This window comes from uncultured Arcticibacterium sp. (genome assembly GCF_964021845.1).
Classification (GTDB): Bacteria; Bacteroidota; Bacteroidia; order Cytophagales; family Spirosomataceae; genus Arcticibacterium.
On sequence record NZ_CAXHZC010000010.1, the window covers coordinates 105,032 to 128,259 of the forward strand.

Below are 23,228 nucleotides of genomic sequence, written 5' to 3' on the forward strand. Positions count from 1 at the left end.
GTTAAGCAATGAAAAAAGAAATCAAAAGAATATTAAGCAACGGTAGACAGAAAATAGGCGAGCATTACATGCATCAGCCATTGCCAAATAATGATTTTGCGAGCATAGACCCCTTTTTACTATTACATCATCATGGGCCTCATGAGTTTGAGCCCTATAACCAGGGTTTGCCTTTTGGCCCACATCCACATCGTGGTTTTGAAACGCTAACTTTTATATATGAGGGTTCTATAGAACATGCGGACAGCCAAGGTTTCAAATCAGTTATAAACCCGGGTGGAGTACAATGGATGACTGCTGGTAGAGGAATTGTTCATTCTGAAAACATTCCAGAAACCATGCGGGAAAATGGTGGTAAAATGGAAATCATTCAGCTATGGATGAACCTCCCTGGAAAACTAAAAATGACAGCCCCTAATTACCAAGGGTTTCAAAAAGAGGAAATTCCACTTGTCATTTCTGAAGATGGCTTAATTAAAACACAGGTCATTTCTGGAGAGGTAGATGAGAAAAAGGGTCCAGCCAAGTCAATAACAGAGTTGACCATTCTAAATGTAGTAGCACATAAAGCTGGGAAGCAATATTTCAAAATAGCTAAAAATGAGAATATCCTTTTCTATGTATTAAACGGAGAAATATTGGTTAATGGAAAGCTTGCTATTAATAATCAACTAGTAGATTTTGCCAACAAAGGAGAAGATATTGAAATAGAAGCTCAAGAAAACAGCAGATTTGTCATAGCTTATGGAAAGCCTTTAGACGAACCTGTGGTTAGTCAAGGCCCTTTTGTGATGAATACCACCACAGAAATAATGCAAGCCATGAGAGATTACCAAATGGGAAAGATGGGTATCATGTGATACTCATCTTTTTATGGTTGGAACTGATTAGAACCAAAATCTGAGACAGAGCCTGTCTTAAGCGTTATTGATTTAACCTCTCCTAATTTATTAAGTCGGGGTTTTTTATATTTTTTCTTTACTAACATAAACTAACTTTTAAAATGTAAAAACACGTGTTGAACGGTTAAGGTTTGACCTCAGAATCAACGTTTCTGCCTTAACCTTCTCTTTAGGAGTAATTTGCAATTGTCCATTATTACTTTCTAAAAAATCAAATTCTACTCTCTGACCATTCAGTCTATATAACATTACTTCTTCTGAATCATACAATCCTGAAACATTGATCACGCTAGACTCTGAAGGGTTCGGATAAACTATTAATGCATCTTCTCCTTCATAGTTGATAGTAATGATTTTCGAATAATCAAAAGTTCCATCTAAATCCACCATTTTTAGGCGGTAATAATTATTGCCCACAAAAGGATTCTCGTCTACAAAAGAATAAATTTGTATTCCTAGACTATTTTGGTTTCCAATCCGCTCAAAACTCACGGCATTACTTGATTTTTCAACCTCAAATTTACTAAAATTCAATTCTTCCGAAGTCTGCCATTTTAATTGTACACTCTCACCCTGAACATAAAGTTCAAATCCTGCCAAAGTTACTGGATAAGCTCCACTATTTCCAGTGGTTCCTTCAGGAATAGCCGTTATTTCATTTCCTGAATAGGTAATATTATTCACCCTTAATTGGTCAGAGTTACCATTCCCAACAGCTCCACCACCACTTACAATATGTACTCCATCAACAACGGTTAATTTTCCATTATTTGTCAAATCCAGAGTTCCACGAATCTCTATAAACCCTACGTGAGTTCCTGTTTGATTACCGCTTACTGTTACCGTAATACCGGCAGGAATAATAGCATAATCACTAGGCCCAGGAATACCTGCAGGTGTCCAGCTAGCCGCTACGCCCCAATCTCCACCTGAGGCACCTACATAAGTTTTGGTGACCGCTAAAACAGAAAATGATTGACACGTCAGTATAAAAAAAACTATCGTTTTTATAATATTCATTATGATACAAGATTTTTAAATCGCTAGTTAGACTCTAATTTTATCAAAAAGTAACATTTTATAAAAAATCTATGTTCCTATTTTAAACACTAGAGCTAAAAATTTCAATTACTGTTTTAACGCTCCTACTAAAGGAATTAACTATACCAAATAGGGTCTTTTCTATTATGAAATAGTTAGATAAATATCTAACAAATATACAACATCTTGAACCCAACCTGTCTCTCTTTTTATTTTTCCTAAAAATATTGAACCATAAAGTTTAGATAGTTATACAGAAACTTTTCTTAGATATACTAAAACCCTTCCTTACGGCAATTCTCTGCCAAATGAAGAGAACAAAGCACTCGAAAAAAACGTTACTTTTGTGAAATCATAGAAATTACGTTAGTCAAAGGTATAAAGACTATTTACAGACATAATTATTTAGAAGCAATGACAATTAAAACCCGCTTAGCCAAAACAATATCTGGGACATTATTTTTTTTGACCCTTTTTAGTTTTTCCTGCAACTCGCAAAAAAACCCCGACTCCTCTATAGAAGGGACAGCTAGCAATAGTCTTCCTCTCGTTATTAACGGAACTTTAAAAAACAACCTGGTAGATAAAGTTTATTTAGAGCGAATGAGCGAAAGAAATATCCCTACCAGAGTAGACTCTTCAGCCGTTAGCTCAGAACTAAAATTTTCTTTTAACACTACCATCCCTGAGCCTGGCATTTATCAAATAAACATGGAAGGCCAGCAGGTTATTGGTTTAATTCTAGATGGTGGCGAAACCTTAGATATTGTAGCAGATGGCTTGGCATCGCCAGATAAAATGCCCGAGTACACCGTAACGGGTTCTAAAAACATTGATACATTCAATAAAATAATGACCGAGGTTCAAAACTTCGGAAAGCTTCGCCAATCCTTAGAAACGGATTTCCAGAATGCAAAAAATCCAAAAGCACAAGAAGAATTAAGAGGTCAATACCAAATGGCTTTGAATAATAATAGAGAAACTATAAAACCATTAATATCTGATTTAGGGACTTCGCTCTCTGGTATTATTGCAGCTAATAACTTTCTAACACCAGAGCTTGACGGAGCTTATTTAACCGACTTAAAAGCCAAGTTAGTAGCAGAAGGTCAAGACCATTACTTCGCTAAGATTTTTATCGAAACTATAGATAGGCAATCGGGAGGAATGGAAGGTTCGCCAGCCCCAGATTTTGATTTAGTAAATTTGAAAGGTGAGCAAGTGAAGCTTTCAGACATGCGTGGAAAAACAGTAATTATTGACTTTTGGGCCACCTGGTGTGGACCATGCATTCGTTCATTCCCTGGAATGAAACAGGCTCAGGACAAATATGCTGACAACGCAGATGTTGTATTTCTTTTCGTAAATACTTTTGAAAGAGTAGCTCCAGAACAATGGAAAAGCCATGTTCAGAACTTCGTAGACAAAAGAGGATATCAATATTTAAACCCTCCTTTAGATATCAATAATAGTACAGCATTGGCCTATGGCGTAGAGGGTATTCCTGCTAAGTTCTGCATAGATAAAGACGGAAACATCAAACATAAAAGCACCGGTTTCTTAGGTTCTTCTGAGGCTGTTTACAATGAAATGGTAGAATGGGTAGAAGGAAAATAACCTAACACTACACTATTAAAAGGGAGCCTAGCTCCCTTTTTTTATGCCTAATAATTTAATTATGACATAATATAAAACCGCCCCAATAAGTACGCCAACCGAATCTGCTAAGGCATCCATCAAATCATAAGAACGATGAAATGACTCTGGTAATAATCCTTGAATAACTTCAATGACTAAACCAAAAAGAGCAGAAAGAACTATCACTTTTAGGTAATTTTCAGAAACCCACATCCAGAGAAATGAGATACCAGCAAAGGCCACAAAATGAGCTAGTTTATCGTTTACATCTTCTCCCGGTAATTTCTCACTTGGCATAATGCATAAACCAAGAATAAGAATGCTGAATAGTACCGCCAAATAAGGCTTTGCGAAAAAGTCTAAAACTTTATCCATCATTTAATAGCTATGTAGTTAGTCCCGTCTGAAAAGAGTTCTATGCTGTAGGCTCCAGCCTTATTAGTCAGTGTGTCTCTAGTTTCATTTCCTTCATAATAAGATTCAGAGAAGGTGATGGACCCGGAACCAATATTCACAATTTTCCAAGTCTTTCCTGTTCTGGTATTTGCCGCAGGCAGAGTATAAATTACATCGCCGCCTTTATGCACGTAGAGAAAAGTATCATTATCTAAAGTAATGGCGGCCAACACTTCCATAAAGTTCTCATTAAGCGACTGCAAAGATTTAGAGTGAACCACTCCGGCTGCATCCACACTCATTAGCGAAAGGTCTGTTCCTGCGGTATCCACTTTTAAACCTGATAAACTTAAAGGATTTAAAGTATCAGAAACAATGCTTAGTGCTGCCGTAGGGCTATCGACACCAATGCCTACTTTACCTCCGAAGAAATTATCCAACACGTTTGGCTTCATGTATATACCCCAGCCATTTTCTATCATATCCACATTTACCCCTCTAAAATCCTCCATTCTAACGGCATAGAAGTTAGTGATAGTGGCAAGGTTATCTGGTGTACTGGAAGTAAAAAAACGAAGATTTAAAAGGTCATACTGATTATTAGAATAGGCTCTGCCATTATTACCAAATGCCCCTGAAAGCCTTAAGGTAGCAGCTCTTTCCATGGCCCCTCCGTCTCTAAAACCATAGCCTTCATAAAAACCTCTAAAATAGTTAAACTCCGAAGTACTATTGTGAACATCCGTATTTGCTACCGACTCATGAAAATTTGCATAATTATTTGCCACCAAAGCTGCATGGCTCTCACCAGCATCTAGTACCAAACCCACACGTGTACTATCGCCATCTTCATTAGTATAGTCATCAGGCTCATTAAGAGATATAAAGATTCCTCTATTATTGGTAGAGTCATATTTAGCCACCACACCAAACTTGTTATTTGACGGATTTGTAAGGTAATCCGAAATCAGAACTGGCCCACTTCGCCAAACGGTGTCTGTTACGTTCGAATTTGGGGTAACGCTGTCTACCTTATTCCAGTTCTGAGCTTGACAAGCAACACTTATCAAAAGAACTAGGCTCAATAATTTAAAATTCCTCATAAGATAAAGCTAGTTCATTATTTCTAAAGCATAAAAAAAGTAACGCGTTTAAGCGTTACTTCCTTATTGATTATTTATAAACTAGAATTTAGATTATCTACTAATCCAGCTGAATTCATATTCTAGCTGCGGTACTTTACTTCTTTCTGCCAATCTCCTCAATCTAGCAGGCAGCTTAACCACGTAATCTCTCGCCTTTTCTGCTTGCTCTGTAATATTGGTAATATTCTCAATCTTCCAGTCTGCTATTAAGCCTTCCATAATCTCTATATAATCTATAGTGGTGTACACACCCAAACGCTGAGCGGCATCAGAAAAATGAGCAAAAGTATCGCCCATTTTAACCCCTGACTCTCTCAAAAAGTGAGCTGGCATCACTATCTTCTTACGCATCATATCTTCAAAAGCAATCATCATTTCTGATGGGTCTATCTCAAATATTCTATTCACAAAAGACTTGTAAGCCCTGTAATGCCTCATTTCGTCTGCTGCAATAACACCACACATTTTAGAGAGGGTTTTATTGCCATAGCTTTTTGAAAGCGATGCCGTTCTCCTGTGCGAAATATTGGTAGCTAATTCCTGAAAAGACGTGTAAATGAAGTTTTTGTAAGGGTCAGCACCTGTGCCAATATCGTAGCCGTCTGCTATCAAATATTGTGTAGAGGTTTCCATTTGCTTCATGTTTACTCTACCAGAAAGGTATAAGTACTTGTTAAGCAAATCTCCATGGCGGTTTTCTTCTGCGGTCCACCATCTTACCCATTTGGCCCAGCCTTGTGGGTCGTTTACAGAGTCTACACCATCTAAACCCATGAGCCACGCTTCATAAGTAGGAAGAGCTTCTTCTGTTATGGTATCTCCTATTAAAACCGCCATATAATCATAAGGCAGTTCTTTACACTCTTCTTGCAAGAGTTTAATATCTGGTAAGAAGTCTGGAGAGTCTGACTCTGGAAGAAAATCAGACGGCTGCCAGTTAGAATCTATAGGCTTTAAGAACTCACCAATGATGTCGTCCATTTTTTGTCCTATAAAATTCATTACTTCAATACGTGAAGCCGGTAAATTCATATATTATATATTTTTATAGTTCATCACTTAATTCTCAGAATATAGTGATTTTCTGCAATTGATTCAAATATTAACAAAATAACCTACGAATATTGAGGTAAATTGTATTACAAAGATAAGTAATATTAGATGAGCCGAAGCATGATATAAGTCATGTCAAAAAATTATCTTTGTGCTTACTCTTTTTAAAAGCATGAAAAAAGCAATAGACTATATATTGAGCGTTGTTTACCTCGCATATTTTGCCATCGTTCTTATTTTCTTTCACGGCTTACAGTGGATATGTTATAACGCTTTTGGGCAGAAAGCCCACCAATGGTCAGTTAACGGACTTAACTTCTTTATAGTCAAAGGTTGGCTATTGACTGGCTCTACTACCAAGGCCATCAAAACACACCCACTCCCTACCGATAGACCCATCCTTTTTATTGCCAACCACAGCAGCATGTTTGACATCCCGGGTATTATCTGGTATTGGCGTAAGCACACTCCTTTGTTTGTTTCTAAAAAAGAATTGGCCAAAGGCATTCCTAGCATTTCATATAATCTAAGGAAGAGCAAAGCGGCTCTAATTGACCGTAAAGACGGTAAAAAAGCCGTAGTGGAGATTGCGAAGCTGGGTAAATACGTACATGAGAATAATTTTTCTGCCGCTATTTTCCCTGAAGGAACTCGCTCTAAAACTGGCAAACTCAAAGATTTTCAAATAGGTGGTGTGGCGGTACTTTTGAAAAGATGCCCAAATGCTCTGGTAGTTCCTTTGGCTATAAAAGGTACTGGTGTTTTTAACCCTACAGGTGTTTTTCCATTGACATCTTTTACACCTATGGTTTATACTTCTTTAAAACCTATTGAACCGAACGGTTTGATGCCGGAGGCAATATTGGCAGATGCCAAAGCCCAAATAGAGGCCTGTTTGGCAAATCAATAAGAAAACGTAGGAATAGCTGAAAAATGTAGTCCTTCAAAAGGCAATTCCTTAATTTTGCAAGCCAAAATTTATATCAGACTAATGTTAAGAACGCATACTTGTGGAGAATTAAGAATCTCAAACGTCAATGAAACTGTAACGCTATGTGGCTGGGTGCAAAAAACCAGAGATAAAGGTGGCATGTTATGGGTAGATTTGAGAGATAGGTACGGAATTACACAGCTGATAGTGGAAGAAGGCGTATCTACCGAGGCGGTTATAGAAAGCCTGCGTGGTGTAGGAAGGGAGTTTGTGTTACAAATCACCGGAAAAGTAACTGAAAGAGAAGCCAAAAACGATAAAATGGCAACGGGTGACATAGAGCTTTTGGTAGAAGACATCAAAGTGCTTAACCCTGCCAAGCTTCCTCCATTTTTAATAGAAGATAAAACAGACGGTGGCGATGAGCTAAGAATGAAATACCGTTACCTAGATTTAAGAAGGAATCCGGTAAGAGAAAAACTTAGGTTACGTCATAAAATAGGAAGTGCTACACGTAGTTTTCTTGATAATAAAGACTTTATAGAGGTGGAAACGCCTGTTTTGATAAAATCGACACCAGAAGGTGCTCGTGATTTTGTGGTGCCTAGTAGAATGAACCAAGGCGAGTTTTACGCTTTGCCGCAGTCGCCACAGACTTTTAAACAGCTATTGATGGTATCGGGTTTTGACCGTTATTACCAAATAGTGAAATGCTTTAGAGACGAAGATTTAAGAGCCGACCGCCAGCCTGAATTTACGCAAATAGACTGTGAAATGTCTTTTGTGGAGCAAGAGGATATCTTGAATATGTTTGAAGGTTTGATACGTCACCTTTTCAAGGTGGTGAAGAATATAGACCTAGCCGAAGTGCCAAGAATGGACTATGCGGACGCCATGAAATTTTATGGTTCTGATAAGCCAGATACGCGTTTTGACATGAAGTTTGTAGAGCTTAATGACTTGGTTCAAAACAAAGGCTTCGGGATTTTTGATGCCGCGGAATTAGTAGTAGGAATTAACGCTACGGGCTGTGCCAGCTACACCAGAAAAGAAGTGGATAAACTTACCGAATGGGTAAAAAGACCGCAAGTGGGTGCCAAAGGCATGGTTTATCTGAAATATAATGAAGATGGCAGCACCAAATCGTCGGCAGATAAATTTTACTCTGAAGAAGATAAAAAAGCTATTTTAGAAAGATTTGACGCCAAACCAGGCGACATGATTTTAATGCTTTCTGGCGAAACCAATACCGTAAGAAAGCAACTAAACGAGCTACGTTTAGAAATGGGTCAAAGGCTAGGACTGCGTGACCCTAATAAGTTTTCTGTGCTATGGGTTTTAGATTTCCCGCTGTTAGAGTTTGATGAGGAATCTAACAGATGGCATGCCATGCACCATCCGTTTACCAGTCCAAAACCTGAGGACATGGACTTAATAAACTCTGACCCTGGGGCTGTGCGAGCAAATGCATACGACATGGTGATAAACGGTACGGAAGTAGGCGGTGGTTCTGTTAGGATTTTTGAGAAACCGCTTCAGCAAAGGATGTTTGACCTATTAGGTTTTACCCCAGAAGAGGCCGAAGCTCAGTTTGGATTCTTGATGAGTGCTTTTGAATACGGAGCACCTCCGCATGCAGGTATTGCTTTTGGCTTTGACAGACTTTGTTCGCTTTTTGGTGGCGTGGAGTCTATCAGAGATTTCATAGCATTCCCTAAAAATAACAGTGGTAGAGACGTCATGATAGATTCGCCATCAGCTATTTCTAATGAGCAGCTTGGGGAGTTGGGGATAGATGTAAATACTGCAGAATAATGACAAAGTCTATCACAACTCTCTGTATTGGCCTGCTCCTCCTATTTTCATTATCTTGTAAAAAAGACAACCTAGGAGTATCTTTTGAAGCTTGCTCCGAAAGCCCTGTCAGCATAAGAGTTAATGAGGCTAAATTTTGTAGTGACACAAGTTTCCTTGAATTTCAAAATGTTGATTTTTCTAAAAAAGAAATTGATATTTTCCTGTGGTATAGAACAGCTCTAAATGGGTCAGACAATTCTTACTACATGCACCTTACATCAAATTATTCCAAAGAGAAATCGGAAAATATTTCTTATCTAAGAATTGGAGACGGAGATACTTATAAAGAATCCGAAAAAGAGAACTTTGGAAAGCTTTTAATAACTAACGACTCAAATAACCAACTCACCGGAAGTTTTTCCTTCGAAATAAAAGATCCAAACAATTTAGACGAAACTCTGAAAATAGAAGGGCTAATTAATAACCTAAGAGATTTATAGTAACTCCACTATTTAGAAAACATTTTTAAAAGTCTTTAAATAGAAAGAAGAAAGCCAGTAATCATCAAAATCAAACAAATCATGGTATAGACTATTACTCTCTCTCAAAAATGTGGAGGGTTTGCTTTAGGTCTAATGCGTAAATTTCATCTTTGGTAGCTTGAACTTTTAAGGGTCCCATTTCTACTGGATTTCCTGAATCATCCGTCAATACTTCTAGAGCAACTAATTCTTGTTTTTTCCTGTCAAAAACCCCTACACCAGCCCTACGGCTACTTTCACCAATACCGGTTCTAAAGTAAATGAAGCTTTCATCAACCTGACATGGGTCAAAAAAGAATGGATCCATGGATAAGCCATTTAGGCTGAGCGGATTTTCATGAAGGTTTTGCCATATACAAATTTCACCTGTAAGGGCATCCATTTCTATGTATTGACCAGCTTCAAAAATGATTACTTTACCTGTTTCGTTGTTTAGAAAAGGTAAACTTATTCTACAATGGGTATCTCTTTCATTTTTACCAGACATAAAAACCACGTCTTGCTGCCACAGCAATGAGCCATTCGCCACAGAAATACCAAAAAATATGGGAAGGTCTGGAACAGAAGACAAATAGCTTTCTTGAGCTGTATTTTTATGCCCAAAAACCACCAGCACCTCTCCAAACACCCCCATAATCTTGCTGATTTTCTCTATGCCCAGCTCGCTGCTGTCAAACTGCCAGAGGGTGGTTTCGGTTTGATGATTGTAAAAAGTAAACTCGTTCGGACCTTTTTGGTTGTCTTTTAGAACTGCAATTTCATTATCTGCAAACAAGATTTTAATATCTCTATTATCAAAAAGAATTTTAACAATTGCTCTTTCCTTTATATTATACTTTGCTACTTGTGTTGAATAGTCTGATAAGTCATATTGTAGGCCTAAATATCTATCTTCCTGGAGCGTTTCAAACCGTGGCGAAAAGCCATTCAACGAAAATGTTCTACTTTCTCCCAAAATGCTCTTACAGAAAGTTAAACTTTCCCCTTTTTTCCCAAAAAACAAAAACTCATTTGAATCTAAGAAGGCTAATATTTCAGCATTTTCTTCAATAAGGAGCTCTCCTAAAAATATTTCCCCAGACATTGTCAAGTAGAGCAATTCTCCTTTAAAAACATTAATTAATAAGACGTCCTTGATAGTTCGGTATTCCATTACTTAATCTCTATAAAATTGTATAAACTTGATGCCTTATTTAATACGAGGGCTTTGAAGTCAATCAACTTTGCTGCTCTTTCTTCTAAGCTAGGAATAACAGGCAAATCATTCCACAAACTCCCCCTCAGCCCCTCATTATCCCAAAATGTCTTTACCATGATTGGGCTGATTTTGGTTTGATGCTTTAAATTTTTTATTTCCTAAGCGTTTAAACTTTAAGCTTCTTTCTCCAAAATTAATGAGTAATCCTACTTATAGATTACATGCCTCCAAGTAATTCTTTGCTTGAGCCAAATGGACATCTTGCAGCTCAATCACCGCTTTTAATTCCACAGAAATATTATTATAAATAAGAAAATCAACCCTTCTGGTACCAATATGCTCCTCACGATAATGAATAGGCATTTCAAATTCTCGCTGAAAAGGAATGTTTTCAATGTCCGGCTCTATCGCTAAAGCACGCTGATAAATTACTTCCTGAAAACCATTTCCTAATGCAGAATGTACCTTCATGGCTGCTCCAATTATTTTAGAAGTTTCGTCGGAGTATTTGTAAGTGGTGTGAGTCATGTTCTAATTTTGAATACCAAAACCGCTAAAATATAATTGATTTAGCATTAATGTCACGCCAAGAAGCAAAAATCAAGGTAATCATCAAAATCAAACAAATCATGGTATAGACTATTACTCTCTCTCAAAAATGTGGAGGGTTTGCTTTAGGTCTAATGCGTAAATTTCATCTTTGGTAGCTTGAACTTTTAAGGGTCCCATTTCTACTGGATTTCCTGAATCATCCGTCAATACTTCTAGAGCAACTAATTCTTGTTTTTTCCTGTCAAAAACCCCTACACCAGCCCTACGGCTACTTTCACCAATACCGGTTCTAAAGTAAATGAAGCTTTCATCAACCTGACATGGGTCAAAAAAGAATGGATCCATGGATAAGCCATTTAGGCTGAGCGGATTTTCATGAAGGTTTTGCCATATACAAATTTCACCTGTAAGGGCATCCATTTCTATGTATTGACCAGCTTCAAAAATGATTACTTTACCTGTTTCGTTGTTTAGAAAAGGTAAACTTATTCTACAATGGGTATCTCTTTCATTTTTACCAGACATAAAAACCACGTCTTGCTGCCACAGCAATGAGCCATTCGCCACAGAAATACCAAAAAATATGGGAAGGTCTGGAACAGAAGACAAATAGCTTTCTTGAGCTGTATTTTTATGCCCAAAAACCACCAGCACCTCTCCAAACACCCCCATAATCTTGCTGATTTTCTCTATGCCCAGCTCGCTGCTGTCAAACTGCCAGAGGGTGGTTTCGGTGGGGAGGTGGAGGTTTTTAATAGTTTTCAGGTCTTCATCAACATGAAACAAATTATCATTTTCACGAACTGGATAACCTAAAAAGTAATAACCTTCTGAGTAGCTATTAGAGGTATTTTCTTTAAAATCATACATGAAATACGACCACCTCTTGTTATCACCCGAAAGCTTATTTCTAAGAAAGGCTGAAGTGCCAACTATATAATTTGGGTAGAATCCATCTTCAAAATCAAAACCAATTCCACCCCTAACAATATATGATGATTTTACTCCATCAACATTCTTGAAACCTATTATGTATTCAGAACTTTTTCTATGAGCAAATACGTCTTTTCCAATTATAACATCATTTAAAAAAAGGTCTTTACCATTATCATAGTAAAGGTCATTTTTAAGTAAAGAATAGTTTTTGACTTTTATGATTTTAGTTTTTTTCATTTTATATCAATAAAGTTATAAGGTAATCGTCAAACTCAAACAAATCATGGTATAGACTATTACTCTCTCTCAAAAATATGGAGGGTGTTGTTGGTATCTAGAGCGTAGATTTTGTTGCCGCCGACCTTTGGTTGGTTATTTTTTACTGCGGCTCCTGTTTGGTTAAATTCTTCAAAAGTATGAAACCAATCTATTTTCTTAGTTTCTAAATCAAAAGAACCAATACATTTGGCGAAGCCTCCTAAAGCATGCACCTGTGCTCTAAAATATAAATGTGTGGCCGAAATAGCGGAAGACATAGCCACCCAAAGCCCTATATCGTCTAATTGGTCTTTGATAGAAACAGCTGTAATCTCGCCTGATTGCGAATTTAAAGTCCAGTAATACTCACCGAGCAGAGCCTCTAACATAAGGCCATCATTCTGAAATTGAAGATTAAAACTAAGCCCGCCTAATGGAGACGTTTTTTCATTTATGAGTACTTCTTTCTGTTGCCAAAGTAAACTGCCAGTGTTTATGTCAAAGCCCATAAAAAGCTCATATTGGTCAGAATACCGTGGGTCTGGGTTTTCGTAAAGACCCACCACCACCAGCACCTCTCCAAACACCCCCATAATCTTGCTGATTTTCTCTATGCCAAGCTCGCTGCTGTCAAACTGCCAGAGGGTAGTTTCGGTTTGATGATTGTATAAGAAGAAAGATGTAGCATCAAAGCTTTCATTATTTTTAATAACCAATAAGGACTTGCTGGCCCACAGTACCTTGTAATAAGGTATCTCGAATAAGATTTTGTGAATGACCTGATTTTGAAAATCAAATTTAACAATAGTTCTTTCATACTTAGGAAGGATTAACTCTGAAGCAATAAGGAGTTTTCCCTCAAAAGAACTTCGAAAAAATGAGTATAATCCAACTACCTTAACTTTATTTGAATTTAGGTTTAATAGCCTAGTTTTATAATCACTTTCTTCTCCATAAATCAAGAATCCATCTAGTATACTTCCTATCATGATAGCATCTGAAGAAACAAGCCTTTCCCCATGAAAAAGCTGTTTGTTCAAATTGACGATCATTAACTCGCTACTGCTAATGGAGTATTCTTTAATATCATTTATTTTAGCCGCTGCTATCATTTTCTATCTATAAAATTGAAAACTCTTGAATCCAGGCCATCTACCCAAAGAATGAAATTATTTTTAGCCTGAAGTCTTTGATCTAGAGTTGGTTCTAAATCAGTTACCCCAAACAAACTCCCCCTCAGCCCCTCATTATTCCAAAATGTCTTAACCATGATTTGTTTGGGTTGATTTTGGTTTGATGGGCTGGTGATTCATAATTACTGCAATCTATCTTTTAATCGCTGCATGAGATTCATTCTTTCATGAAAAATAGCCAAAACTAGCATTGGTTTGCCTTTCCTTTCTAGAGCAAAAACATAATGCTTTTGACAGTGCTTTAAAAATATTTGATGCTGAGCTATTTTAACTTTTTTAAAATAGCCTTGCTGTATGGAGAGGGCTTTCAAGCATAAACTAAGCCCTTTAGTGTATTTATGTACTTGGTCTTCGCCAAACTCATCCAGCGTATATTCCATAATTAACCGCCAGTCATTTTCTGCATCCACAGAAAGCTCTTAGTCGGCAGTCATGCTGTTTTATTCTTCGTAAGAACTTCTTGGCTAATTTGCTCTAATGTTTTGCCTGTACTTTTGGCATTTTCTACCCTATGGAGCAATACCGTTTCTAACTCCTGCCAAGCTGTATCTTCAGAATGGTTACCAGAAAAAAGTCTTTCCAGTATAAAATCTTTAATAGATTTCCCCTGTAACACCGCCAAAGCCTTTATTTGCCGATGCTGCTCCGTAGAAACTTCAATGCTTAATCTGCTCATAGAATAAAAATAGGCATTTTAAAGAATATGCACAAATGTACATTTGTACAGACTGTCAGTATCGGGATTCTTATGTTTTTTGGGATTTGGATGATTTTGTTTTGTCGTTAGTTCTTTAACATTTAGCTTAAACGGTCGAGAATTAGACAATCACAAATGCCGGGTAAAGTCCATAGCTTCATGCAGAATTCGAAGTATCCTAATCTTATCATCCACAAGAATGTAGAAGATTACATGTTTCTCAAATTTGAAATAATTAAACTTTTTTCCTCCAAAATGAAAGGTTTTAGGTTTGGTATTATTGTTTATAAATCTGGAAATAAACTTTATCAAAGTATCATGATAATGATTTGCTTGGCTCTCAGACCATGTAGAATAGGTATAAAACCATATTTCCTCTAAATCATTCTCCGCAGGAGAACTTAGTTCAATTTTCAGCATCAACAGCTACATATTTTTCATGCATTCTCTTTTTGAATTCCTCAGAATCAAATTCAGTAAATTCGCCATTATCAGCTTCTTCTAATAATTCAAACAACTTTTGCTTCCCTTTCCTTTCCCTATCAAGTCCTCTCAGAGCATCCCTAACCACTTCACTAGCAGAATTATACCTACCAGACGCTACCTCTTCGGCTATGAAATCTTGAAAATACTGTCCTAGAAGCACCGATGTATTTTTTCCCATGTTATTTTCTATTTATAATTAAATATACCAAGTCTTGGTATCTAGTCCAAAATGACAAAAAAAAATAAGCCCTCTGATGTAAACCAGAGAGCCTAAATTTTCTGAGAATGAAGCCGCTACACCCTCCTCTTCCCAAACAGCTTCATTTCACTCATGGCCCAGGTGCCTTTTTCGTGGCTGCCAGTTTGTTTCATTCTTAAGAATTTCCCTTCTGATTCTTTTAGGCGAATCATGTTTGGGCTTTCAGCCCCTGGCCCTTTAAATACCTCCGTCCATTTTTTCCCGTCTTTTGATGTTTCTATAATTAATTGACGCGGATGCGTTTTAATAGGAGGAATTCTGTCTCGCCAAGAGCCCTGACGAATACCCTGCGAGGTAAATTGAACTTCAGAAACTAAAATAGCCTCTGGAAACTCTATTTGAAACCACATATCAGGAGTTTGCGGAACGCCCGTAGACCAACCTTCAAAAGTCAAAGCTCCAAGTGGCTTACCTGTACCTCCTTTTACCACTGGCACTGCATGACTTGCCGTTACTTTCCAGTCGGCTCCTAATTCTAATTCTTCTGGAACAGACGCTTTAAGTGCATCATATTGGTAGGCACTTTTCTGGTCCTCGGTAGCCTTTCTGACCCTTGCTACATCTTCCGTAGTAACCAGCGAAGCATTATTATCAAACGAAAAACGAATAAAAGATGCCACAGAAGCCACCCAATCATCAGAGTTTTCTGCCATAGGCACCATGATTACGCCTTCATAAGATTTGTTTTCTATCTCTCCTGTCAAACCTCTCAAAATAGTTTTGACTACATAGTCAGAATGCCCCTTTAGATTTGAATTGCTCACAAAAGACGGAGCCATGAGGCCATCACCTACGGGTGTTCCACGACCCTCTGCTCCATGACATTGCGAACATAACTCTTGATAAATCTTTTGTCCTTCAGCTATCCTTACTTTTTCTTCCTCCGAATGGTTTGGATCTTTCTTCCCAAAATAAGAGTACTGCGTTTCAGGAGGATTGATGATATTTTCTGCCACCATTGCTATCCCTGGAGAATTATCTGACGCCATTGTTAACTTAGCAGCCTCTAAAATTCCCGGTATTTTGAACAGTTGACCAGTCATGAGAGCCCTCACTTTCACTTCTACATTTACGTCATTGGTCATTTTGATATAATCGGCAGCAAAACTCTTATTACCTTTTTTATAAAGTGATTCTGAAACATAGATAGCCATATTACGCATTCTGAAATGTGGGTCGGCCATCATTTCTCTTACTAAGTCTGGCTTTAAAGCACCTAAACCTTCTAATACCCAAAGTGCATGAAAACGAGGTTCTAACTTAAAGTTACCGCGTACTATTTTCTCCAAAGCAGGTACTACAGACTTATCTTGTCTTAAAACCAAAAGTTGTTGAGCTTTATCTCTCCACCAACCATTTGCATGTGATAAATGTTTTACAAGGTCGGCAGAGCTCTCCTCAAACATTCTAGGCTGTGTTTTGTCTCGCTCTATTTCTTCATGAGATAGTCGCCATATTCTCCCTAATCCTATGACTTTATCTAACTGATACTGCTCAATTTTTGCTCTTAAATACGAGCCTTTCGGTGTCCACTGCCCTTCCTGAATTATACCATGGTACATATCTGTGATGTACATGCTACCATCAGGAGCTGTGGTCATATCTACTGGTCTAAAAAGCGGGTCAGTAGAGCGTATAAACTCTGCTTCTTCTTTCTGATATACATTTTGAAGTTCGCTTATCCCTCCTTTTCTTACTTCATTAACTTGCCTCACTATTCTAGCCACAGGCTCGCCATAAAAGTATTGACCGTATAGGTCTTTTGGTAATCTATCACCTCTGTAAATATCATTTCCGGCGGCACCCGTCACTCTATTTAGTGAGCCTTCATTTTCACGAACAGCAGCCATACCACCTTGCATATCGGCTATATACATAGGCTCACCATAAGGTATATCAAAACCCTCCTGCAATTCCACATCTCGTTTAACACTATAATCACCTAGGTGAATGGGATATTGAAAATGCGAAGGAATTCCACTTGCTCCACCCTGAAACCACATTTTACCGTCGTCGTCATGGGTGACACCCCACTGCCCATTATTATTTCCCGTACTTTCTCTTAAAACGCCCTCTGGTGTCCATCTAATTCTAAAAGCGTTAACAGTGCTGTAAAGCCAATTATCCATACCCCAATAAAGGAATGCCTGCTGATGCTCTACATTTCCAGAACGTCCAAAGTTATCTGCAAATGCTTCTTTCTTGTCTGCTTTGCCATCACCGTCCGTATCTGTAAATTTATAAATCACGTCTTGGTTAGACTCCATGGTTAGAATAGCATTTGGCCCGAAGGGCAAAACAAAACGCGGAAAGACAAGTTTATCAACAAACATTCCTCCTGTTTCGTAAACGCCATCATTGTCTTTGTCTTCCCATCTTGATATTCCACTGGTAGGTTCTAATGTACCTTCAGAATCTGCAGTGAGCATGTAGCTTCGCAATTCTAAAACATACATTCTTCCGTTACCGTCAAAGGAAATAGCACCAGGTTGCTCTATTTGAGGCTCAGCCAAAACAGGTTCCATCTTATAACCATCCATCAAAACAAAACGTTTTTGCTCATCTGAGACGGATAATGGTAAAACTGGTGCCTGAGGGGTCAAATCAACACCTTGCCAATAAGCTTTGGTGGTATCGGCCTCCTCTGGCAGTTTAATAATTGGGTAGCCTTCTTTTGTAAAACTTGGGCTTTCCACTAAATTCTGCTCATCATTAGTATGGGTAACAGAAGTACTTTGAGGCTTTTTACAATCTGTCAATAAACTAGCAGAAAGCATAAACGCCACTAAACCCAAGTAGGGTAGTCTTTTAAATTTCATTTTAAGGTTTCAATAGGTTTGAGAACAAGCAAATTAAAGTCATTTATTCGGTTTTCAAATAGAGACAGTCTAGAATAGACGAATCGAGTCTTTTTCATGTCAAAGAATAATTTTACAGCAAAAGCAGGTTCTATTTTAATATTGAAAAAGTAAATTGCGACCAAAGTAAAAAAGCATGAAGTTATTTTCTAGAAAAGTGGGCGAAGGTAAGCCCTTAATCATTCTTCACGGGTTTCTGGGTTCGTCTGATAACCTGTTCACGGTAAGTAAGTATTTGGCCACCCAAGGCTTCTCTGTATTTATTTTAGATGCCAGAAATCATGGGCAGTCGCCTTCTTCATCTGAGCATAACTACCAAGTAATGGCGGATGATTTGGCAGAATTTATTGATGCCGAAGGTTTAGAAAACCCTGTGATTCTGGGACATTCTATGGGAGGAAAAACAGTACTTCAATATGCTCAAAAATATGATAACTATGAGAAACTAATCATTGTAGATATAGCTCCTAAGTTCTACCCTACCCATCATGAGCACATCATGGAAGGTTTAAATGCTATCAATATTGACACTTTGAAAAGCAGGAAAGAAGCGGAAGAGATATTCTCAGAATATGTTTCTGACCCAGGAGAAAGACAGTTTATCTTGAAAAACATCTACAGAATGGATGATGGTTTTGCATGGCGAATAAATATCCCTACGCTAAACAGTGAATTGGAGAACGTTGGTGAGGAAATTGAAAGTAGTAAAAATATTGACAAGCCTGTTTTATTTATCAAAGGCTCTGAGTCTAGCTATATTAAAGACGGTGATTTTGAGCTAATTCAAAAAACCTATACCAACGCCCAACTAATAGTTATAGATGGAGCAAACCACTGGGTGCATGCCACCAAACCAAAAGAGTTTATAGAAGCTGTTACCGAATTTGCCTTATGAAGGTCTTTCAAGAAGAAATTACTTTAAGGGCTTACGCTAGAGGTTTTCATCTGATTACCGACATTGTTTTAAAAAACATGCCGGAGATTAGCCAAATAAAAGCTGGTGTTCTTCAAGTTTTCATTAAACATACCTCAGCATCACTAACTTTAAATGAAAACTGGGATGCTTCTGTAAGGGGAGATTTTGAAAGACATATCAATGTCATGGTACCGGAAAATGCTCCATACTACGAGCATAATTATGAAGGCTCAGATGATATGCCAGCTCATATTAAAGCATCCATATTTGGCAGTTCCGTCCAGATTCCGATAAGTAATGGAAAGCTAAACACTGGAACTTGGCAGGGGATTTATCTTTGTGAACACAGAAATGCCGATACTGGCCGAAATTTAGTTTTGACCGCTTGGGGAGTTTAAACGTAACATTGAATACACAAAAAAGCCACGACTCCTTTTGGAACCGTGGCTTTAAATATTTGACAAAATATTTCTTAAAGACCTTTCAAGGCTTCATTCATATTTCTTACTGCTGCTGCAGATGCTTCAAAAGCGGCTTTCTCTTCATTGCTCAATCTTACATTGACAATTTTTTGCCATCCACCTTTTCCTAACACTACAGGAACACCAATACAGATGTCTTTTTGGCCGTACTCTCCGTTAAGATAAACACAAGAAGGGATAATTCTTTGCTCATCTCTCAAGATAGCTTCTACCACTTGGCAAATTGCCGCTCCTGGAGCGTACCATGCAGAAGTTCCTAAAAGACCTGTCAACGTAGCACCGCCTACTTTAGTTTTGGCAGCTACTTCAGCTAAGTCCTCAGATTTGATAAATCTACTAACAGGAAGACCATTCCATGTAGCAAGTCTAGTTAAAGGAATCATAGTAGCGTCACCATGACCACCTATCACCATTCCGCTCACGTCATTGGTAGACATGTTCATGGCTTCTCCCAATCTGTAACGGAAACGAGCAGAATCCAAAGCACCACCCATACCAAGAACTCTTTTCTTAGAAATCCCCATTTCTTGAGCTATTTGGTAAGTAAGGTAAGTCATTGTATCCATTGGGTTAGAAACAATAAGAATAACCGCCTTAGGAGAAACTTCTAAAGCAGCTGTAACTACAGTTCTAACGATACCCGCATTTATTCCAATTAAATCTTCACGGCTCATACCTGGCTTTCTAGGAATACCAGAAGTAACCACAATTACGTCAGACTTTGCTGTCTTAGCATAATCGTTTGTAGACCCAACTATAGTTGTGTCAAAACCTTCAATAGAAGACGTCTGCATTAGGTCCATTGCTTTCCCTTCTGCTATCCCCTCTTTAATGTCTAATAAAACCACCTCGTCAGCTACTTCTCTGCGAGCAATCACATCAGCGGCAGTAGAACCTACTGCACCAGCACCTATTACAGTTACTTTCATTTAATTTGTATTTTCTTAGTAATCCTCCTTCCATTTGAGAATCACACGATTATAATATTATTTCCAAACGGGTATATCCCTGATTGTGCAACAAAAATATTGTTCCAATGGACTTAAACCAAAAGTATCTACGCTATTTTTGAGAAAAGTAGCGTAAAATGTAATTTTTTACCACTTACCATTGTTTTAGCATCAAAAAGCAATCTTAATGAGTTCAAATAAGCAAACCGACGACTTAATTTCAAGAGTTCTCAATTCTATTTTTTACAAAAGTTCTTTAGGCAAAGCCAGCCGAATTTCAAAGAATTCAAAGAGTCTTTTGGCTCTTTTAAGAAATGTATTGAACAAGTCTAAAGATTTAGGTGTGGGTGGCGTATTTGATTCCATCAGAACTAAAGTGGTAAGCATAGGAAGTTTGGTAAAAGCCTACGCTTCGGGAGAATATCGTGACATAGAATTGAAAAATTTGATCATCATGATTGCAAGTCTTGTCTATTTTCTATCTCCTATTGATCTATTGCCTGATTTCTTACCATTTCTTGGTTATGCAGATGACATTGCCTTACTTACATTTGTTTTGCAAAATATGAGAGAGGAAGTGGAAAAATTTGAGTTGTGGAAAATGAATAAAGACATCAATTAACGACTATTTCTTCCACTTTTACGTATCTTTTATTTAACTTTGTTTATACTATATATCGAAAATATCATGGAATTAGCTACATTATTATTCTTAGGGAATCTTGGAGGAACAGAGATATTCGTAATTGTCTTTGTTATATTATTGTTTTTTGGTGCTAAAAAGTTACCTGAATTAGCCAAAGGCTTAGGAAAAGGGATTAAAGAGTTCAAAGACGCCACTAAAGACGTTAAAGAGAACATCGAAAAAGCAGCAAACGGAGACGATTAATTTCTTTTTTTTTCTCGGCGTTTAGTTAATGCAGCAGGCAAATTATGTACTGTTGCATTTTCTTTATAAAAGCTTATTTTTAAGCATTTTCGATAAAAAACCATAAAAGATCATTAGAAGATTCACTAAACATCTATTCATTGACGTTAAATCATTGAATATTATTGATTTTTTGAATTTACAAACATACATTTGACAAAGCTTCCTAATAATAACGTGTTCCTGAAAGGATATAACAAAATTTTCTATGCCCAAAATTAATACAATTGCACTTGCTGCAGTAGTAACGCTACTTACAACAAACCTCGGTTTTACTCAATCGGATTCTATTAAAAATGCGATTGTTCCTGTCAGACAAATTGTCATTGGCAACAAACCAGACAAAGAAATTAGGGTCTCAAATCCTGATACTGTTCAAAAACAAGCCAAAGCTGTTTTCCCTGGTTCAGTAACTGTAGTAGACAAAAGAGACAGTGCTGTATTCCAAATTATTCCTGCTGATGACGATATTATTGCAGCTAGAGTAGAAGGACTAGAAAACATTATGCCGATGCCGTATAATGAGCACGTAAAAAAATACATTGATTACTTCCTTTACAAGCGTCCTAGTTTTGTAAAAGAAATGCTTGAAAAAAAGGAATTTTATTTCCCTGTTTTTGAAAGATATTTAGCACAGCACGGTATTCCTGATGAGATGAAATACTTGGCTTTATTAGAGTCTGGTTTAGAACCTACCATCATGTCTCATGCGAAAGCAGTGGGCTTATGGCAATTTATGTCTCCTACGGCTAGAGAGTATGGTCTAAAAATTAACGATTATATGGATGAAAGGATGCACATTGAGAAATCCACTGATGCATCTTTCAGATACCTTACGTGGTTGCATAACTATTTTCACGATTGGGAACTTGCACTTGCATCATATAATACAGGCCCGGGAAATTTAAGGAGAGCTATCAGAAGATCGGGAAAAACAGATTATTGGGATTTACATAATTACATTCATAGAGATACCAGAGCTTATGTACCTCAGTGGGCTGCTCTAAACTATTTGATGAACTACTCTGCTGAGCACGGTATTTTCCCAGACCCTGAAAAAACTATGTATCCTTTAGCAACTGAAAATTTGCTATTAGATGGTCCGTTAAATTTGGAGAAATTTGCTGAGTTAAACTACCTCGACTTAAACACTATCAAAAGGCTTAACCCACATTTCACTAGTAACGACATTCCTTCTTATGCTAGAAATCTGGAGATAAAAATTCCTCAAAACACATATGCATATTTTGAGGAAAACAAGGATTGTATCATAGATTTAGCTTCGGTATTGTCTGACCCAAGTGATGACATTGCCTCTATTACTGACTCAAAAGGTACTTACCATATTGAAAAGAAAACGGTAAAGAAATATTACAGAGTGCGTTCTGGAGATTATTTAGGAAAAATAGCCTCTAGAAATGGCGTAAGAGTTTCTGACCTTAAGAGGTGGAACAAGCTTCGCTCTAATACTATTCAGAAAGGGCAGCGTTTAGTTTTTTACAAAACCGAATCTACAAGAGTTTATGATGCAATAGAGCCTGTAAAAACTGTAACGAAGCAAGACAACAAACCTGTGCTTGCCAAAAACACTACAACACCTCCCGAAGAAAGAACTAATGTTAAGGTGGTAAGTCAGTCAAATAAGATAGCTTCTACGTCTGAAAAGAAAGTTGAGCCTTCTTATACCAATGTTAGCAAAACAGTTAAAAGATACCACTTTGTAAAAAGAGGTGACAACTTAACACATATTGCTAGAGCTTACGGAACCAGCATTTCTCAACTTAAAGACTGGAACAATTTAAGGTCTAATAATATTCAAAAAGGTCAAAGACTAGCTTACTACACTACCATTACTGAAAGAGTTTATGATAATGTAAAAGTAGCTGACGACGGTACTATTTTGGTACACACCGTACAAGCAGGGGATACACTGTGGGCTATTTCTAAGAAATATGGTTATTCTATAGAGCAAATAAAGAAACTTAATGGTATGTCTAACAACACTGTTAAGGTAGGCCAAAAGATAAAAGTGAAAGCTTAGCACTACCAAATAATCTAAAACCCCGAACT

At 37.5% G+C, this 23,228-nt stretch carries 26 protein-coding genes; 10 read left to right on the plus strand and 16 right to left on the minus strand.

The window, feature by feature from the left end; genetic code table 11:
* Positions 1 to 8: 8 nt before the first annotated feature.
* A complete protein-coding gene (locus AADJ06_RS21040) occupies positions 9 to 860 on the plus strand; it encodes a pirin family protein (protein ID WP_341228475.1) in 852 nt (283 codons plus the stop codon).
* A 138-nt stretch (positions 861 to 998) separates the two neighbouring features.
* Here the strand turns inward: AADJ06_RS21040 and AADJ06_RS21045 are convergent, their stop codons facing one another.
* Positions 999 to 1,922, minus strand: a complete 924-nt coding sequence (locus tag AADJ06_RS21045; RefSeq protein WP_341228476.1) for a hypothetical protein — start codon at positions 1,920 to 1,922, stop codon at positions 999 to 1,001.
* Between the two features lie 435 nt (positions 1,923 to 2,357).
* Here AADJ06_RS21045 and AADJ06_RS21050 point away from each other — a divergent pair, with 435 nt between their 5' ends.
* Positions 2,358 to 3,560: a TlpA disulfide reductase family protein gene (locus AADJ06_RS21050; protein ID WP_341228477.1), complete on the plus strand. Its 1,203-nt coding sequence runs from the start codon at positions 2,358 to 2,360 to the stop codon at positions 3,558 to 3,560.
* Between the two features lie 27 nt (positions 3,561 to 3,587).
* Here the strand turns inward: AADJ06_RS21050 and AADJ06_RS21055 are convergent, their stop codons facing one another.
* From AADJ06_RS21055 to AADJ06_RS21065, 3 genes are all read right to left on the minus strand, one after another.
* Positions 3,588 to 3,959: a VanZ family protein gene (locus tag AADJ06_RS21055; RefSeq protein ID WP_341228478.1), complete on the minus strand. Its 372-nt coding sequence runs from the start codon at positions 3,957 to 3,959 to the stop codon at positions 3,588 to 3,590.
* Entirely contained in the window at positions 3,956 to 5,080 is a 1,125-nt protein-coding gene (locus AADJ06_RS21060; protein ID WP_341228479.1) for a hypothetical protein, read from the minus strand. The genes AADJ06_RS21055 and AADJ06_RS21060 overlap by 4 nt, the downstream gene beginning before the upstream one ends.
* A 93-nt stretch (positions 5,081 to 5,173) precedes the next feature.
* Positions 5,174 to 6,154, minus strand: a complete 981-nt coding sequence (locus tag AADJ06_RS21065) for an acyl-ACP desaturase (protein ID WP_341228480.1) — start codon at positions 6,152 to 6,154, stop codon at positions 5,174 to 5,176.
* A 193-nt stretch (positions 6,155 to 6,347) separates the two neighbouring features.
* Here AADJ06_RS21065 and AADJ06_RS21070 point away from each other — a divergent pair, with 193 nt between their 5' ends.
* The 3 genes from AADJ06_RS21070 to AADJ06_RS21080 all read left to right on the plus strand — a co-directional run bounded on the left by AADJ06_RS21070 (position 6,348) and on the right by AADJ06_RS21080 (position 9,403).
* Entirely contained in the window at positions 6,348 to 7,085 is a 738-nt protein-coding gene (locus tag AADJ06_RS21070) for a lysophospholipid acyltransferase family protein (protein ID WP_341228481.1), read from the plus strand.
* An 81-nt stretch (positions 7,086 to 7,166) separates the two neighbouring features.
* Positions 7,167 to 8,921, plus strand: coding sequence for an aspartate--tRNA ligase (gene aspS / locus AADJ06_RS21075; RefSeq protein ID WP_341228482.1), 1,755 nt, complete (start codon positions 7,167 to 7,169; stop codon positions 8,919 to 8,921).
* Positions 8,921 to 9,403: a hypothetical protein gene (locus AADJ06_RS21080; protein WP_341228483.1), complete on the plus strand. Its 483-nt coding sequence runs from the start codon at positions 8,921 to 8,923 to the stop codon at positions 9,401 to 9,403. Before aspS ends, AADJ06_RS21080 begins: the two co-directional genes overlap by 1 nt.
* Before the next feature lie 94 nt (positions 9,404 to 9,497).
* Here AADJ06_RS21080 and AADJ06_RS21085 read toward each other — a convergent pair whose 3' ends face one another.
* From AADJ06_RS21085 to AADJ06_RS21135, 11 genes are all read right to left on the minus strand, one after another.
* Positions 9,498 to 10,598 (minus strand): hypothetical protein, encoded by a 1,101-nt coding sequence (locus tag AADJ06_RS21085; protein WP_341228484.1) that lies wholly within the window; start codon positions 10,596 to 10,598, stop codon positions 9,498 to 9,500.
* Positions 10,598 to 10,759 carry a hypothetical protein gene (locus AADJ06_RS21090; RefSeq protein WP_341228485.1) on the minus strand — a complete coding sequence of 54 codons (162 nt, stop codon included), beginning with the start codon at positions 10,757 to 10,759 and terminating at the stop codon, positions 10,598 to 10,600. The genes AADJ06_RS21085 and AADJ06_RS21090 overlap by 1 nt, the downstream gene beginning before the upstream one ends.
* Before the next feature lie 94 nt (positions 10,760 to 10,853).
* A complete protein-coding gene (locus AADJ06_RS21095; protein ID WP_341228486.1) occupies positions 10,854 to 11,171 on the minus strand; it encodes a GxxExxY protein in 318 nt (105 codons plus the stop codon).
* A gap of 114 nt (positions 11,172 to 11,285) precedes the next feature.
* The gene (locus AADJ06_RS21100; protein ID WP_341228487.1) at positions 11,286 to 12,368 is read right to left on the minus strand and encodes a hypothetical protein; all 1,083 of its coding nucleotides are present in this window, start codon (positions 12,366 to 12,368) and stop codon (positions 11,286 to 11,288) included.
* Positions 12,369 to 12,427: 59 nt separating this feature from the next.
* Entirely contained in the window at positions 12,428 to 13,501 is a 1,074-nt protein-coding gene (locus AADJ06_RS21105; RefSeq protein WP_341228488.1) for a hypothetical protein, read from the minus strand.
* Positions 13,498 to 13,659 (minus strand): hypothetical protein, encoded by a 162-nt coding sequence (locus tag AADJ06_RS21110; RefSeq protein WP_341228489.1) that lies wholly within the window; start codon positions 13,657 to 13,659, stop codon positions 13,498 to 13,500. Before AADJ06_RS21110 ends, AADJ06_RS21105 begins: the two co-directional genes overlap by 4 nt.
* A 45-nt stretch (positions 13,660 to 13,704) precedes the next feature.
* The gene (locus AADJ06_RS21115; RefSeq protein WP_341228490.1) at positions 13,705 to 13,992 is read right to left on the minus strand and encodes a type II toxin-antitoxin system RelE/ParE family toxin; all 288 of its coding nucleotides are present in this window, start codon (positions 13,990 to 13,992) and stop codon (positions 13,705 to 13,707) included.
* A 20-nt stretch (positions 13,993 to 14,012) separates the two neighbouring features.
* Complete coding sequence (locus AADJ06_RS21120; RefSeq protein WP_341228491.1) at positions 14,013 to 14,258, minus strand: hypothetical protein; 246 nt, start codon at positions 14,256 to 14,258, stop codon at positions 14,013 to 14,015.
* A gap of 150 nt (positions 14,259 to 14,408) precedes the next feature.
* On the minus strand, positions 14,409 to 14,699 hold the full coding sequence (locus AADJ06_RS21125) for a type II toxin-antitoxin system RelE/ParE family toxin (RefSeq protein ID WP_341228492.1): 291 nt from the start codon (positions 14,697 to 14,699) through the stop codon (positions 14,409 to 14,411).
* Positions 14,686 to 14,943 (minus strand): type II toxin-antitoxin system ParD family antitoxin, encoded by a 258-nt coding sequence (locus tag AADJ06_RS21130; protein WP_341228493.1) that lies wholly within the window; start codon positions 14,941 to 14,943, stop codon positions 14,686 to 14,688. Before AADJ06_RS21130 ends, AADJ06_RS21125 begins: the two co-directional genes overlap by 14 nt.
* Before the next feature lie 116 nt (positions 14,944 to 15,059).
* Entirely contained in the window at positions 15,060 to 17,843 is a 2,784-nt protein-coding gene (locus tag AADJ06_RS21135; RefSeq protein ID WP_341228494.1) for a c-type cytochrome, read from the minus strand.
* A 175-nt stretch (positions 17,844 to 18,018) separates the two neighbouring features.
* Here AADJ06_RS21135 and AADJ06_RS21140 point away from each other — a divergent pair, with 175 nt between their 5' ends.
* Together AADJ06_RS21140 and AADJ06_RS21145 are read left to right on the plus strand one after the other, a co-directional pair.
* The gene (locus tag AADJ06_RS21140) at positions 18,019 to 18,777 is read left to right on the plus strand and encodes an alpha/beta fold hydrolase (protein ID WP_341228495.1); all 759 of its coding nucleotides are present in this window, start codon (positions 18,019 to 18,021) and stop codon (positions 18,775 to 18,777) included.
* Complete coding sequence (locus AADJ06_RS21145; protein WP_341228496.1) at positions 18,774 to 19,196, plus strand: secondary thiamine-phosphate synthase enzyme YjbQ; 423 nt, start codon at positions 18,774 to 18,776, stop codon at positions 19,194 to 19,196. The genes AADJ06_RS21140 and AADJ06_RS21145 overlap by 4 nt, the downstream gene beginning before the upstream one ends.
* Positions 19,197 to 19,270: 74 nt before the next feature.
* On the opposite strand, the gene mdh is transcribed toward AADJ06_RS21145, so the two are convergent.
* The gene (mdh, locus tag AADJ06_RS21150; protein ID WP_341228497.1) at positions 19,271 to 20,209 is read right to left on the minus strand and encodes a malate dehydrogenase; all 939 of its coding nucleotides are present in this window, start codon (positions 20,207 to 20,209) and stop codon (positions 19,271 to 19,273) included.
* Between the two features lie 208 nt (positions 20,210 to 20,417).
* Between mdh and AADJ06_RS21155 the strand changes: the two genes are divergently transcribed.
* The 3 genes from AADJ06_RS21155 (at position 20,418) to AADJ06_RS21165 (ending at position 23,199) form a co-directional block, all read left to right on the plus strand.
* On the plus strand, positions 20,418 to 20,852 hold the full coding sequence (locus AADJ06_RS21155) for a YkvA family protein (RefSeq protein WP_341228498.1): 435 nt from the start codon (positions 20,418 to 20,420) through the stop codon (positions 20,850 to 20,852).
* 66 nt (positions 20,853 to 20,918) lie between these two features.
* Complete coding sequence (locus tag AADJ06_RS21160) at positions 20,919 to 21,119, plus strand: twin-arginine translocase TatA/TatE family subunit (protein WP_341228499.1); 201 nt, start codon at positions 20,919 to 20,921, stop codon at positions 21,117 to 21,119.
* A 247-nt stretch (positions 21,120 to 21,366) separates the two neighbouring features.
* A complete protein-coding gene (locus tag AADJ06_RS21165; RefSeq protein ID WP_341228500.1) occupies positions 21,367 to 23,199 on the plus strand; it encodes a LysM peptidoglycan-binding domain-containing protein in 1,833 nt (610 codons plus the stop codon).
* Positions 23,200 to 23,228: the final 29 nt, after the last annotated feature.